At 64.8% G+C, this 14117-nt stretch carries 14 protein-coding genes; 5 read left to right on the forward strand and 9 right to left on the reverse strand.

Translation table 11 applies throughout. The annotated features are described in order from the left end of the window. Positions 1 to 766 precede the first annotated feature (766 nt). The 3 genes from hmgB to TX80_RS00140 all read right to left on the reverse strand — a co-directional run bounded on the left by hmgB (position 767) and on the right by TX80_RS00140 (position 3771). Complete coding sequence (hmgB, locus tag TX80_RS00130; RefSeq protein WP_049920800.1) at positions 767 to 2104, reverse strand: hydroxymethylglutaryl-CoA synthase; 1338 nt, start codon at positions 2102 to 2104, stop codon at positions 767 to 769. Between the two features lie 166 nt (positions 2105 to 2270). Beyond that, entirely contained in the window at positions 2271 to 2849 is a 579-nt protein-coding gene (locus TX80_RS00135; protein ID WP_049920801.1) for a DUF2150 family protein, read from the reverse strand. A gap of 73 nt (positions 2850 to 2922) precedes the next feature. Further along, positions 2923 to 3771 carry a TatD family hydrolase gene (locus TX80_RS00140; RefSeq protein ID WP_049922118.1) on the reverse strand — a complete coding sequence of 283 codons (849 nt, stop codon included), beginning with the start codon at positions 3769 to 3771 and terminating at the stop codon, positions 2923 to 2925. A 177-nt stretch (positions 3772 to 3948) separates the two neighbouring features. Between TX80_RS00140 and TX80_RS00145 the strand changes: the two genes are divergently transcribed. Next, positions 3949 to 4194 carry a DUF7127 family protein gene (locus TX80_RS00145; RefSeq protein ID WP_049920802.1) on the forward strand — a complete coding sequence of 82 codons (246 nt, stop codon included), beginning with the start codon at positions 3949 to 3951 and terminating at the stop codon, positions 4192 to 4194. Continuing rightward, positions 4191 to 6452: a CDC48 family AAA ATPase gene (locus TX80_RS00150; RefSeq protein ID WP_049920804.1), complete on the forward strand. Its 2262-nt coding sequence runs from the start codon at positions 4191 to 4193 to the stop codon at positions 6450 to 6452. The genes TX80_RS00145 and TX80_RS00150 overlap by 4 nt, the downstream gene beginning before the upstream one ends. Positions 6453 to 6577: 125 nt before the next feature. Here the strand turns inward: TX80_RS00150 and TX80_RS00155 are convergent, their stop codons facing one another. The 4 genes from TX80_RS00155 to TX80_RS00170 form a co-directional block, all read right to left on the reverse strand. Next, entirely contained in the window at positions 6578 to 7057 is a 480-nt protein-coding gene (locus TX80_RS00155) for a peroxiredoxin (protein ID WP_049920805.1), read from the reverse strand. Between the two features lie 57 nt (positions 7058 to 7114). Then, positions 7115 to 8110 carry a hypothetical protein gene (locus TX80_RS00160; RefSeq protein WP_049920806.1) on the reverse strand — a complete coding sequence of 332 codons (996 nt, stop codon included), beginning with the start codon at positions 8108 to 8110 and terminating at the stop codon, positions 7115 to 7117. Further along, the gene (priS, locus tag TX80_RS00165; protein ID WP_049920807.1) at positions 8107 to 9282 is read right to left on the reverse strand and encodes a DNA primase small subunit PriS; all 1176 of its coding nucleotides are present in this window, start codon (positions 9280 to 9282) and stop codon (positions 8107 to 8109) included. The genes TX80_RS00160 and priS overlap by 4 nt, the downstream gene beginning before the upstream one ends. Before the next feature lie 178 nt (positions 9283 to 9460). Continuing rightward, positions 9461 to 9937, reverse strand: a complete 477-nt coding sequence (locus tag TX80_RS00170) for a GNAT family N-acetyltransferase (protein WP_049920808.1) — start codon at positions 9935 to 9937, stop codon at positions 9461 to 9463. 123 nt (positions 9938 to 10060) lie between these two features. Between TX80_RS00170 and TX80_RS00175 the strand changes: the two genes are divergently transcribed. Together TX80_RS00175 and TX80_RS00180 are read left to right on the forward strand one after the other, a co-directional pair. Beyond that, positions 10061 to 10507, forward strand: coding sequence for an archease (locus tag TX80_RS00175; RefSeq protein ID WP_049920809.1), 447 nt, complete (start codon positions 10061 to 10063; stop codon positions 10505 to 10507). 67 nt (positions 10508 to 10574) lie between these two features. Next, complete coding sequence (locus TX80_RS00180) at positions 10575 to 12041, forward strand: RtcB family protein (protein WP_049920811.1); 1467 nt, start codon at positions 10575 to 10577, stop codon at positions 12039 to 12041. A 15-nt stretch (positions 12042 to 12056) separates the two neighbouring features. Here the strand turns inward: TX80_RS00180 and TX80_RS00185 are convergent, their stop codons facing one another. Then, entirely contained in the window at positions 12057 to 12272 is a 216-nt protein-coding gene (locus tag TX80_RS00185; RefSeq protein WP_049920812.1) for a hypothetical protein, read from the reverse strand. 43 nt (positions 12273 to 12315) lie between these two features. Then, positions 12316 to 12984: a helix-turn-helix domain-containing protein gene (locus TX80_RS00190; protein WP_049920814.1), complete on the reverse strand. Its 669-nt coding sequence runs from the start codon at positions 12982 to 12984 to the stop codon at positions 12316 to 12318. A 142-nt stretch (positions 12985 to 13126) separates the two neighbouring features. Between TX80_RS00190 and moaA the strand changes: the two genes are divergently transcribed. Beyond that, positions 13127 to 14116: a GTP 3',8-cyclase MoaA gene (gene moaA, locus TX80_RS00195; protein WP_049922120.1), complete on the forward strand. Its 990-nt coding sequence runs from the start codon at positions 13127 to 13129 to the stop codon at positions 14114 to 14116. The last annotated feature ends 1 nt before the right edge of the window (position 14117 follow it).

Genomic DNA, 14117 nt, shown 5'->3' on the forward strand with positions numbered 1-14117 from the left:
TTTACCCTCGCTTATAGGCCCCGACGCAGCGAAACACAATCCAGCAAGGGACGCAGCGACAGCGACGGCTGGTCAATGGAACGTCGGCAGGTCTTTATTTCGCCAGCGCCAATGGTGGATTGCTCCCGCTCCGCGGGGGCATCGGCGAGCCGGAGTGTGTGGTTGGTCCTGTGCACTCCGGCTCGGCGCACTTTCGTGCGCATCTCTGCGGTACGCAATCTATCCTAAAGAACGTTAGGATACTGACCAGTGGGGGGTTTCCCGATACGGACAAAGCGCGATGTCCCTACGGGGCAGGATAATTGCGCGGCGTGTAGAGCGCGCGCTGCGCTCGCCCAAAGACGCATCGGCCGATACCAGTCGGATGAGTGATCCTACGGCAGTGCTATGGGTCTCGTGATCTCGATACCCCTCGTCGACGAGTCCGTTTCGGCGGGACACCACGGCCTCGAGAAGCGAGTCCCGATGCGACCGCTGGGTATTCACGAAAACGCGAGAACCTATCGTTCATCGACGGATAACATAACGCTCACCGCGTGACCAATGTGTATCGGACCGAGACGTTCGTTTTTCGAGGGTCACTCGGTTTGCGAGGCGATCACCGGGGCACCCCCTGCGAGAGTGAACTCACCAGTTCGACGAGTGCCGGTCGCGTGGACGGGGCGGACGGCTCGTCGTGGGTTCGAGTGCGCGCTCGAACACGACCTCTCCCGGACTTTGTACAGCGGACGCAGCGCGAACGCCTACGGATTAGCCGCGGGCGAAGTCACTCGACGTAGCGGTACTTCCGTTCGCCCATGCGGCCCCAGCCGTCGAAGACGAACTCCGATTCCGGAGCCGTGAACTCCTCGACGTCGACGTCCATCTCGTGGTTGTGGACGTCGTGGACTTCCTCGTAGTCCTCCCAGCTCATGTCGTAGCGATCGGCGAGCTGGTCGTCGACGTTCAGCGCCTCGATCTCGTCCTCCCAGCCGTCCCGAACGGTCTCGGCGTGGATCTCGGCCTGCGCCCCGCTGCCGTAGGAGCCGACCAGTAGCGTCTCGCCGGCCAGATCACGGCCCTCCTCGAGCGCGGCTTTGAGCACGCTCGCGCGGGCGACGTGGACGGACCCGGTGTACCAGTTCCCGACCTCGCGCGAGATCGACAGGGTGGGGTCGATCGTCTCGGCGTACCACTCCCGGTACTGCTCGGTGTCTTTGAGCGCGTCCATGTACTCCCGGAGCGCATCGCGGTAGTCGTCGTCGGTATCGAACCCTTCCGGACGGGGCTGGCGGCCGATCTCGTCGGCGAGTTCGTCCTCGATCGTCGTATCGCGGATGACGTGTCGGTACGCGAGCAGGGCCGCCTTCCGGACCATCCCGGGGAACGGCGTGTGGAACGGGGCGAACGCGAAATCGTCGGGGTGGACGTCGCCGGCGGCGGTCTCGTAGTCCTCGAGGGCCTCGCGCATGCGGGCGAGATACACCTGTACGGAGCGTTTGCCGTCGACGGAAGGGAACTGCTGGTTTGGCTTGAGGAAGTCCGTCTCGTCGGCCGAGCCATACCCCTGCTCGGCCGAAAGCTCGACGAGGTCGGGGTCCTCGGCGATGTACATCGCGACGGCCCCCGCGCCCTGGGTCGCCTCGCCGGCGTCGCCGCGGGCGTAGAGTGCGGTATCGGTCGCGATCACAAGCGCCCCACGACCGCGGTTTCGACCCGCGCGGATCCAGTTGTACGCGTCGTCTAAGCTCTGGGTGCCCGCGATGCAGGCGAACTTCCGCTCGCCCTTGTTCGCGTGGTGGAAGTCACCGTCGTAGACCTGTTCGAGACAGCCAGCGACGTACGTCGAAACCGGTTTGGAGTTGTCGAAGGCGCTCTCGGTTGCGACGTCGATGCGGCCGATATCGTTCGGTTCGAGCCCTTTCCGATCCATCAGCCGATGAGCGGCGTTGGCCCCCATCGTGACGATGTCCTCGTAGCTGTCGGGAAACGAACTGGCGTTGAGGCCGAGCCCCTTCGTGTACTTCTCGGGGTCTTCGCCCTTCTCGGGCGCGAACGTCCCCGGTAAGTCGAGTTTGAGATTGCCGGTCCAGATCTCGATGGCGTCGATACCGACTGCTGTCATAGCCGAATACTATACAGCGAGATATATGGTATTGTCGTTCGAAATTTCGACAAGCGTCGAATTATCTCGATGGTGATCGACGCGACGGCGGGCGCGCCGTTTGTCGCCTCGTCCGGGTGCCGTCGCTCGTCGGTGCGGTTTCGACACGAAACGCGAATCGTCCTCGCTATTCGTCTTCTTCGACGACTTCGGGGTCGCTCATCGCGCTCTGGAGGCTGTCGAGGCCGTTGATCCACTCCGTAACCAGGCCGTACTCGAGGTCCTCGGCGACGCCCATATCCAGTTCGTCGCCGTCGATGATGAGCGTCCCTGCCTGTGCGGCATAGCCGAGCGCGGCGTCGAGGTCCTCCTCGGCTTCGGCGTCGGCCGCAGCGCCGAGGTAGTCGCCGACGCTTCCCTCGTCGGCGGGCCCGTTCGCGATGTACTCCTCTGCGGCGAAGAAGACGCAGACGAGACTCGTCTGGACGCCGTCGACGAGGATCAGTTTCTCCTCGTCCTCGATGTCGACCTCGCTGAGTACGATCTCGCGGACGTCGTCGATCTCCTCGAGGGCTTCCTCCTGTTCAAGTTCCCCGTCGTCGTACGCGGCGACGATCTTGGCGATCGCGATCGCCGTATCGTCTTGCAGGTTCAACAGGAGCCGCGCCGACGATTCGTCCTCTGGATCGATGTCTTCGTCTTTGATGCGGTCGATCCAGTTCTGCCAGCGTTCCTCCGAGTAGAACTCGGTCGGGGGATTGCTCATACAGACACCTACACCGGCCGCTTGAAATGCCTTTCTCTACCTTACGTCGAATCGATACACCCGTTTTTGGCGCTCAGGACCGCTCGAGCGTCGCTTCCGTGTCGATTCCGTAGACGCGTTCGGGGGTTTCGACGTGGGCGATGCGGACGGCCTCCTCGTGGCCGTTCTCGAGCAGCCACCGCACCCGCCGGGGAACCGTCTTGGGACCGAGTACCGCGCCGGGTCGGTCGGGGTCGTCGATGTAGTCGGTCTCCATCAGGAACGGCTCGCCGCGTTCGGCGGCGGTCTCTAAGCGATCCTTCTCGCTCATAACGCTCGGCGTCGGTCCCGCGAGTCGGCCGCTCGCGTAGTGTTTGACGACGCGGTGGGACGGCATACCGGCGTCGGCGGCCCACTCGGCCACCTCGGTCATGTCCTCGCTGGCCTCGGCGTGCAGTTGGACGGCACAGTCCAGCTCGGCCCCGTGTTCGAACGCCCGGCGCATGACCGCGTTCGAGGCCGCCCAGACCTCGTCGTCGACGTCGTAGTGAGGACGGCCGGACTTCAGCGCCAGCGCCGCGCCCGACCCGACGTACTCCGCGGCGACGTCGATACCGGCTTGCATGAGATCGCGCGCCTCAGCGGGCGTGAACCCGCGGTCGTCGACCAGCCGCGAGATCAACCCCGGATGGACGCCGAGCACGGGCCAGGCCCGTCCCTCGAGTTCGCTCGAGGCCTCGTCGACGATCTCGATGGTCCGGTCGAAGACCGTCCGGAAATCCTCGCCCGTCTCGGCCTCGACGCCGAGGTGCCACGAGGGCTTGTTCACCACCAGCAGGTGAGTGCCGCCGACTCGAGCGAAGTCTTTCACGGCGTCGATGCCCCGATTGTTGTCCGGATCGAGGTGGAGGTGATTGTCGAGAACCGGCGTCTCGTCGATCATGTCCGTCACTGCGTGTGCCGCGTGGGAAAAGTCACCGACTTCGGTTACGGCCGCCGACGCGGACCGGCCTTACTGTGAACTGCGAACAGCGACCTTTTCGCGTATCGCCCCGCCGTCCCCGGATCATTTGGGGGAAGGCTTATATACTAGAAGTGCTTACTTTGGGTTAGTTACACCATGACTCTCGAGCAATTCACCCGCGGAGAGGGGCAGTTAGCCCGTCGGTACGACTACGACGACCGGACGGTGGTGGCGGTCGACTTCGGCTCCCCCACCGACGCCTCGGTCGATCTCGTCGACGACACCGTTATCGTCGTCGTCGACGGCGAACAGTACGAACTCGAACTCCCCGACGGTGCAGACGACGCGCACACGTTTATCAAAAACGGGGTCCTCACTGTCGAGATGGAGGGCGACCGATGAAACTTACCGTCAAACCGCTCAAACAGAAGGATGCAGGCCGTGGACTCGCCGCGATCGACCGCGTCTCCATGCGCGAACTCGACCTCGAGAACGGGGACTACATCGTCATTCAGGGCAAAGGCGACGGGCAGGCCGTCGCCCGCGTCTGGCCCGGCTATCCCGAGGACGAGGGACGGGGGATCGTCAGGATCGACGGTCGGCTCCGACAGGAGGCCGACGTCGGGATCGACGACCGCGTGACGATCGAACCCGCGGACGTCGACCCGGCGAAGTCCGTCACCGTGGCGCTTCCACAGAACCTCCGGATTCGGGGCGATATCGGCCCGCTCGTGCGCGACAAGCTGAGCGGTCAGGCCGTCACCGAAGGCCAGACGGTGCCGTTCTCGCTTTCCTTTGGTCCGATGGCCAGCTCCGGCCAGTCGGTCCCGCTGAAGATCGCGAGTACGGCACCGAGTGGCACCGTCGTCATCACCGACTCGACGAACATCGAGATCTCCGAAACGCCGGCCGAACAGGTCACCGCCGGCGGTGAAACCTCCGCCGAGGGCGTCCCGAACGTCACCTACGAGGATATCGGGGGTCTCGACGACGAACTCGATCAGGTCCGGGAGATGATCGAGTTGCCGATGCGCCATCCCGAGCTGTTCAAGCAACTCGGCATCGAGCCGCCGAAAGGCGTGCTCCTGCACGGGCCGCCCGGCACCGGCAAGACGCTGATGGCCAAAGCCGTCGCCAACGAGATCGACGCCCACTTCGAGACGATCTCCGGGCCGGAGATCATGTCGAAGTACTACGGCGAGAGCGAAGAGCAGCTACGCGAAGTCTTCGAAGAGGCCGAGGAGAACGCTCCCGCGATCGTCTTCATCGACGAACTCGACTCCATCGCCGCCAAACGCGAGGAGGCCGGCGGTGACGTCGAACGCCGCGTCGTCGCGCAACTGCTCAGCCTGATGGACGGGCTCGAGGAGCGCGGCCGCGTCACGGTCATCGCCGCGACCAACCGCATCGACGACATCGACCCCGCGCTTCGCCGTGGCGGTCGGTTCGACCGCGAGATCGAGATCGGCGTCCCGGACAAGGAAGGTCGCAAGGAGATCCTGCAGGTCCACACCCGCGGAATGCCGCTTGCCGAGGCCGTGGATCTCGAGCAGTACGCCGAGAACACGCACGGCTTCGTCGGCGCTGACCTCGAAAGTCTCACCCGCGAGGGGGCGATGAACGCGCTCCGGCGCATCCGGCCGGAACTCGACCTCGAGGAGGACGAGATCGACGCCGACGTCCTCGAATCGCTCGAGGTCACCGAACGCGACTTCAAGGAGGCGCTCAAGGGCATCCAGCCCTCCGCGATGCGGGAGGTCTTCGTCGAGGTCCCCGACGTCACCTGGAACGACGTCGGCGGGCTCGGGGATACCAAAGAGCGCCTCCGCGAGACGATCCAGTGGCCCCTCGACTACCCCGAGGTGTTCGAGGCCATGGACATGGAAGCGGCCAAAGGCGTGCTCATGTACGGCCCGCCGGGCACCGGCAAGACCCTGCTCGCGAAGGCCGTCGCCAACGAGGCCCAGTCGAACTTCATCTCGATCAAAGGCCCAGAACTGCTGAACAAGTACGTCGGCGAGTCCGAGAAGGGCGTCCGCGAGATCTTCGAGAAGGCACGGTCGAACGCACCGACCGTCATCTTCTTCGACGAGATCGACTCCATCGCCGGCGAACGCGGCCAGCGTCAGGGCGACTCCGGCGTCGGCGAACGGGTCGTCTCCCAGCTGCTGACCGAACTCGACGGTCTCGAGGAACTCGAGGACGTCGTCGTCATCGCGACGACCAACCGGCCGGACCTGATCGACAACGCCTTGCTCCGGCCGGGACGGCTCGACCGGCACGTCCACGTGCCCGTCCCCGATGAGGAAGCCCGCAGGAAAATCTTCGACGTCCACACCCGCAACAAGCCGCTTGCCGACGCGGTCGACCTCGAGTGGCTCGCGGCCGAGACCGAGGGCTACGTCGGGGCCGACATCGAAGCGGTCTGTCGCGAGGCCTCGATGGCCGCCAGCCGGGAGTTCATCAACTCGGTCGATCCCGAGGAGATGCCCGACACCATCGAGAACGTCCGTATCAGCCGCGATCACTTCGAACACGCCCTCGAGGAGGTCAACGCGAGCGTGACCCCCGACACGCGCGAGCGCTACGAGGAGATCGAAGAGGAGTTCCAGCAGGCCGAACCCGCACAGGACGAACAGCTCGGGCGCACGTTCCAGTAGGCGGCCGCTCGCAGATTCGCTCCGGCGACGCTGCGTTTTCGCTGGTTAGGTGCGATCCGTCGGCGCGAGACACCGGCGGATACTGACGGAAAACCGAGACCGAGCGTCCGCGACTGCAGGCGATATCAGGGAGCGACCTCGGGCGACTCGGATTCGAGGTCCTCGAGGATCTCCTGTGCGTGTCCCTCGGGGGAGACGTCCTCGTAGACCGCCTCGATCCGACCGTCGGGACCGACGACGTAGGTGTTCCGGAAGACGCCGTCGAAGGTGTTTCCGAACATCCGTTTTTCGCCGTAGGATTCGTACAACGTCGCGACTTCACCGAACTCGTCCGACAGCAGATCGAACGCGAGATCGTAGTCGGCCGCGAACGTCTCGAGGTCCGAAACGGGATCGTCGCTGATGCCGACGATTGCGACGTCGCGGTCGTCGAACTGGGGCTTCGCCTCGTTGAACGACCGGGCTTCGGTCGTACAACCGTCGGTGTTGGCTCGGGGGTAGAAGTACACGACGAGTCGCTGGCCGTCGAAGTCGGACCGGCGGACCGTCTCGCCGTGCTGGTTGGAAAGTTCGAACTCGGGTGCCTCGTCGCCTACGTCGAGCATGGCCGTGTGTTAGCGACGGCTGTTGTATGCGTTGTGGTTCCGGACCGAACCGAACGGTCACTCGAGCGGTTCGGCGGCCTCCTGTTCGACGAGCGGGGTCGCGTTCTCCTCGGGCAAGTAGACGATGTCGTCGGCCGAGAGCGTATACTCGCGGTCGTCGACGCCGAGGATCGAGCCGACGTCGCGGGTGATCCTGACGGTGACGCGGTTGACGTCGGTCCCGTCGTCGGCACCGTCGGCTCCCACCGAGTTCGTCGCGGCGGCGCTCGCGGTCGTCTCCCGCTCGGCAGCGCCGTCAGCGCCGCGGTCGTCCGGCGAGTCCCGCGGCGGAGCGTCGGCCGGTGCGTTCGACCCGGTGTCGCGGTCACGCTCGCGGTCGGCGATCGGAGCCGACTCGCCGACGGATGCATCCTCGCCGCCCATCACGTCCGCGGGGGAGATCCCGCTCGAGTCGGCCGGCTCGTCGGGAGCGGCGGCTCCGGCGGCGTCGGCTTCGCGAGCGGACTCCGCCGGGGGTTCCTGTGGCGGCGCGGGCGGTGTGTCCGCCTCGGCCGTCCGATCGGTCGACGGTTCTGCCGGCGTCTCGTGGCCGCCCGCCGGCCCTTCGGCGGCCCGTTCCGGGACGGCTTCGGGGTCGGACGCGGTAGCCGGGTCGGCGCGTTCCTCGCCGCCCTCGAGAACGTCGAGGACTCGCGACTTGTTCGACTCGATCCGGTCGACGAGATCGTCGAAGAGGTCGGCCTCCTCGGCGGTAAGGCCCTCGTCGTCGGCCGGCATGCCCGCCGCGGCGAGGCTGGCTTGCTTGACGAGTTTACCCATTCGGCGCTCGTAGATCGCCTCGACGACGTCCTTTGCGGTCTCGATCTCGTCGGTGAGCCGGCTCACTTCGGGCGAGGAAAAGGGGTCCTCGGCACGCTCGGCCGCGCGGTCGCGTTCGGCCTCCAGCTCGGCGATGTACTCCCCGACCTCCTGATAGAACGAGGGGCGAAGGTTCTGGAGGCTGTCCTTCTGGCGCTCCTTGCTCTGGACCGAGCGTAGTTCGTCCAAGTTCATTCTTTCTCCTTTTCAGCCCGACCGCGTGCCATCAGAAACACGGCAACGTACTCCGGGAGCGACTGGTCACCTTCCGTGACCGTAAAGCTATCTCCTCCGAGTTCGACCACGCCGCCGTCGGTAACGTCGACGGCGATCTCCTGGCCGGTAAACGTTTCCGGGACGGCGTCGACGAGCGGATCGAACGCCTCGAGTTCGTCGCGCTCGAGTCGAACGGTCTCGAGGCCGCTGCCGCCGTGTAGACTGCCCGGTAGTCGGATGAGTCGGTTCGTGTCGGTCGTCACCGGTTCGTCGATCGGGGCGTTATCCCGTTCGACGGCCGTCGCGGCGAACCGTTCGGCCAGTTGCGAGACCGCGGTATGGACGGTAACGTTGCCCGCCTCGAGTTGCTCGCGGTTGTTTCGAGCGGCGTTCAGCGTGGCTTTGGCTTTCCCCTCGCCGATCCCTTCGAACTCCTGAAGACGTTCGAGGGCCGCGTTCTCCTCCCGCTCGAGCAGGTCGTCGATAAAGTCCATGAAGTGGGCGTGTGTCCGTGCTCCCCACCCGCCCTCGGTTCGTAACGTGCGTCGTTTCGTCGGCGTCTTCCGGCCCAGTCCGGCGACCGTCTCCGTCTCGATCAACTCCTCGAACTCGAGGCCGATACCGCGGACGTAGTCGACGATCTCGCGGCGGTGCTCGCGGTCGAGATGGCGGACGTTGTCGTCGCGAACGTGGACGTGGTAGCCGCGCCCGCCAGAGAAGACGATCTCCATCTCCTCGAAGGCGAAGTCGTTCTCGAGGAAATCCAGCAGGCGAAGCAGGGCGTCCTTACACGTCGCGAGCATCTCGGCGTAGGAGTCCTCGCCGAGCGTCACGGACGGTAGATGGTCGGCGTCGAGGTCGAAGACGAGGTCGGCCGACTGCCAGTCTTTCTCCTGCATCGAACTCGCGCCGGGATCGCGAAACCGGCCCGCCGAGAAGTAGACGTGTCGCGGCCGCTTTCGGACCAGAAACTCCGAAAGATCGCCCAGCTCGAGCAGCGAACGATGGCGGACCATCGTCGTTCCGGGTCCCTCGGTCCAGGGGATAAAGCCCCACTCGCGTTCGTTGGCCGCGGGCGGCGGCGTCAGTTCCGTTCGGCGGTAGTGATCGCGGAATCGCCCCCGAAGATAGGCCCTCGTTCGCTCCTCCATGCGCCTCGGGTAGTCGTGGGTGGGGGCGTATAACCTTGCCGAATCAATCGAATTAGCGACTCGTTGACGTTCGCCTCGTTCGGAGCTACTACGGGGACCGCGTCAAGGATATTTTCGAGGCGTTCTGCCTGCTCCGCCTGTCGATTCGACGGTCGGCACCGGGCACGTCCCGGGAGCGTCAGCGACGCATCAGTTCCGAAATCTTGTCCGTGATACCGCCGTTGGAGCCGAGTTTCAGATAGTAGGCGTCGCCGCCGTCCTCGTAGTAGTTGTCGATTCGTCGTTTGATATCGAACCCGAGGTGTTCGTAGAACTGGAGGGCGTTCTCGTTGCTCGTACGGGCGTGACAGGTGATGGTGTCGTGGTCGTCGGCGACTCGAGCGACGAGCCGTTTGCCGATGCCTTCGCCGCGGTAGTCCGGGGAGACTGCCAGAAAGAGAATGTAGCCGTCGCGTCGAACGGCGGCGAAGCCGATGAGTTCGCCCTCCTGAAGATAACAGTGAACCTTCGAGCGGCGGTACGCGTCGGTAAAGAAGTCGTATCGCTGTTTGAGCACGTCTTCCTGACGGTTGATCTCCTCCTTGAGTTGCCAGGCTTCGTCGACGAAGTCGTCACTCCCCGGCGTGACGACGCGACTGTCGATGTTGACGCTCACTACCAGAGCCTTACATCGTCGCCAATATAATTCCACCGGCACGATCGACTCGAGAACGTCAGACGCAGTACATGCGGGCGCGTATCGACGGGCATACGACGCCGCGCTCCAAAGCCCTTCGTGATGGGGTTCGAACTACGTGACCACACTGCCGACGTCGCGGTCGAAGCCACCGGCCGCTCTCTCGAGGCCGTGTTCGCGACTGTCGCCGACGGACTCGCGGCCGCGTCGTGTGAGGGGATACCGGCCGATAGCGGCGACCGCTTTTCGGTTTCGGTGCGGGCGGAACGCCGCGAGGCCCTCCTGTTCGATTATCTCGATGAGCTGATCTATCTCCGCGACGTTCGCCACGAACTCCCCGTCGATCACCGCGTCGAGTCGATCGCCGGGCCGGACGAAACCGACGCCGGAGACGGCTGGTCGCTCGAGGCTACCGCCCGCGGCGTCCCGCTCGCCGACATCGACGCTCGCGAAGTGAAGGCCGTCACCTACTCGGAGATGCGACTCGAGCGTATCACTACCGACGACGGAGGGTCGGTCTGGGAGGCGTACGTCGTCTTCGACGTGTAAGCCACAGAGCCATGCCGCGCTGGCGGAGAGACGAACTTCTTTCATCGTCGGGAACCGAGGGTCGCGTATGAGCAACGCCACGTTCGACGCCGACGGCATCACGCTCGAGCAGGTGCGTGAGTACGTCTGGGAGGTTCCGCAGGAGGATGGCATGCGCGCGCCAGCGCGCGTACTAGCAAGTAAATCACTCCTCGAGGAGATCACGGACGACAAGACCCTCGAGCAGATCACGAACACGACCCACCTGCCCGGGATCACGAACTACGCGATCTGTATGCCCGACGGCCATCAGGGGTACGGATTCCCGGTCGGCGGGGTCGGCGCACTGGACGCCGAAGACGGCTGTATTTCGCCCGGCGCGGTCGGCTACGACATCAACTGCGGCGTCCGGATGATGCGGACGAACCTGACCTACGAGGAGCTTCAGGGAAAAGAGGCGGAACTCGTCGACTCGCTGTTCGCCAACGTTCCGTCCGGGCTCGGCGGCGGCGGCATCGTCGAAGCCGGAATCGACACCGTCGACGAAATCCTCGCCCGCGGCGTCGACTGGGCGCTCGAGAACGGCCACGCCGTCGAGGAGGACCTGCTCCACTGTGAGGACGAAGGGATGCGCGAGGGCGCTGATCCCGGCAAGGTCAGCCAGAAGGCCAAAGACCGCGGCAAAAACCAGATCGGGTCGCTCGGCTCGGGTAATCACTTCCTCGAGGTCCAGCGCGTGACCGATGTCTTCGACGACGCGGTCGCCGAGGCGTACGGGCTCGAGGAGGACCGCATCGTCGTGTTGATCCACTGTGGCTCGCGGGGGCTGGGCCATCAGACGTGCAACGACTACCTCCGGAAGATCGAGCAACAACACCAGGGCTTGCTGAACCAGTTGCCGGACACGGAACTGGCGGCCGCACCGGCTGGCTCGCAACTCGCCGAGGACTACTACGCGGCGATGAACGCGGCGATCAACTTCGCGTGGGTCAACCGACAGCTCATCATGCACCGCACGCGGCAGGTGTTCGAGCGGGTCTTCGATCGCTCGTGGGAGGAGATGGAGATGCACCTGCTGTACGACGTGGCCCACAACATCGCGAAAAAGGAGACACACACGGTCGACGGCGAGCAACGGGAGCTCTACGTCCATCGGAAGGGTGCCACGCGGGCGTTCCCCGCCGGCCATCCCGACGTTCCGAAGGCCTACCGCGACGTCGGCCAGCCGGTCATCATCCCCGGCAGCATGGGTGCGGGCAGTTACGTCCTGCGGGGCGGCGAGCACTCGATGGAGCTTACGTTCGGCTCGACGGCCCACGGCGCGGGTCGGCTGATGAGTCGTACGCAGGCCAAAAACGAGTACTGGGGCGGCGACGTCCAGCAACAACTCGAGGATCAAGAGCAGATCTACGTCAAGGCCCAGTCCGGGGCGACGGTCGCCGAGGAGGCCCCCGGCGTCTACAAGGACGTCGACGAGGTCGTCCGCGTCTCCGACGAACTCGGCATCGGCGACAAGGTCGCGCGGACGTTCCCGGTCTGTAACATCAAAGGCTGAGGCGACCGCACGCGGTCACTTCACGCGAAACGGGCTCTCGTCGTCATCGCCGGTGCCCTCGTCGTCGCTCTCGTAGGGTTTCCGGGCGGTGATCGTTACCGTCGCTTCGGGGTCGTCCTCGTCGGCCCACGGGCTGTCGTAGGCCGACAACTCGAGGTCGGTGACGTCCCATCCTTCCGCCTCGACGAGTTCGACGAGTCGGCGCTGATCCGCGAGCATGTCCTCGTCCATACACACCCGTTAGCGGGGACTCGGCGTAGGTCTTCTGCCAGCATCAGGGTCCGTTCCGGTCGCCCGCTTCGACGGCTTCCTCGACGAGCGCCCGGTGGGCCCGCCTGAGCCGCTCGGACAACGCCTGATGGGAGATCCCGAGTTCGTCCGACAGCGTTTCCATGTCCATCTCCCGGGGAATCCGGTAGTAGCCTTGCTCGAGAGCCGTGACCAGCGTCTCGTACTGGGCGTCAGTAAGTCCGTACCGACCGTGGCGCTGTTCCTCTTCCAGCCGGTGAATCCTGCGGATGTCGACCGTCAGCCCCTGTCCGGTCGCGAAATCGTACGTCCGCGAGAGCGAGTCGCGTGCGGGAAAGAGCACCCGAAACCGCCACTGTGTCCCCTCGACGGTCGCCTCGAGGACGGTCGCCTGCTCTTCGGTCAACAGGTGGAGCATGACGGTCACGTCGTCGATCCAGTTCATCCGATAGAGTCGCTCGTCGCCGATATCGGTCAGCAGGTCGGCCGTCTCGACGCTTGGATCCGACTCGAGCGCGTCGTCGACCGCCGAAAGCGTCGACTCGTCGCCGGCGAACCAGACGTACGGCATGACGGAGTCGGGATCGTACGCGACGACGCGTTCGATCTCCACGTCGAGACCGTCCGTCGTCTCGAGGGTATGACGAAGCGCAAACTCCGCGGCCGGAACGGCGAGTTCGGCGATGGTACTCATGGGCGGTTCCACCATTGCCAGCCTCAAAGACCGACGGTGTCGCGGCGTCGCGCCGACGACCACCCGATCCGAAACGAGTTTCAGTTACGATATTCCGGAAATACCCGGCGTGTTTAAGCGGATCCGTCTGCAACGGGGGCGTATGCTCACCGACGATTTCGGGCGCGAGGTGACGGGGGTTCGCGTCTCTCTTACTGATCGGTGTAATTTCGACTGCGTCTACTGTCACAACGAGGGGCTGGGTGACACACGGGGACCGATGGATCCACAGGACGACGAGATGGACACCGACGATGTCGTCCGGTTTCTCGAGGTCGCCGCCGAGTTCGGCGTCGACGCGGTCAAGTTCACGGGCGGCGAGCCGATGCTCCGACAGGATCTCGAGGAGATCATCGCGCGGACGCCGGCCCGGATGGAGGTCTCGCTGACGACCAACGGTACGTTCCTCCCCGATCGCGCCGACGCCCTCGTCGATGCCGGTCTCGAGCGGGTCAACGTCTCACAGGACGCCCTCGATCCCGCGGACTTCGCCGAGATCACGAAAAGCGGCGCGTACGAGCGCGTTCTCGAGGGAGTCGATGCGGCACTGGCGGCCGGTCTCGATCCGGTCAAACTCAACATGGTCGTCTTCGAGCACACCGCGGGCTACGTGCCGGAGATGGTCGACCACGTCGCCGAGAACGACGGCCTGCAACTCCAGTTGATCGAGTACATGCCGGAACTGACGGGTAAGCCGGAGTGGAACGTCGATATCCAGCGCGTCCACGACTGGCTGGCCGAGCGGGCGGCCGAGATCGAACACCGGGAGATGCACGACCGAAAGCGATACTGGGTCGGCGGCGGGCCGGACTCGTCCGGCGGGATGGTCGAAATCGTCGATCCGGTCGAGAACCCGACTTTCTGTGCGAACTGTCATCGGGTGCGGGTCACCCACGAAGGATACCTGAAGGGGTGTCTCAACCGCAACGACGACCTCCGAGCGATGGGCGAGATGACCAAACCCGAGATCCGCGAGGCGTTTCGCGAAACCGTCACCAACCGGGTCCCCTATTACGGAGAGTACATGGTCCGAAACGGCGACGACGAGTGGGAAGTCAACGAGAAGTACATCGACGAGTACGCCGAAGTCTAGG

The sequence above is a fragment of the Halopiger djelfimassiliensis genome, assembly GCF_000455365.1.
In the GTDB taxonomy this organism is placed as follows: Archaea; Halobacteriota; Halobacteria; order Halobacteriales; family Natrialbaceae; genus Halopiger_B; species Halopiger_B djelfimassiliensis.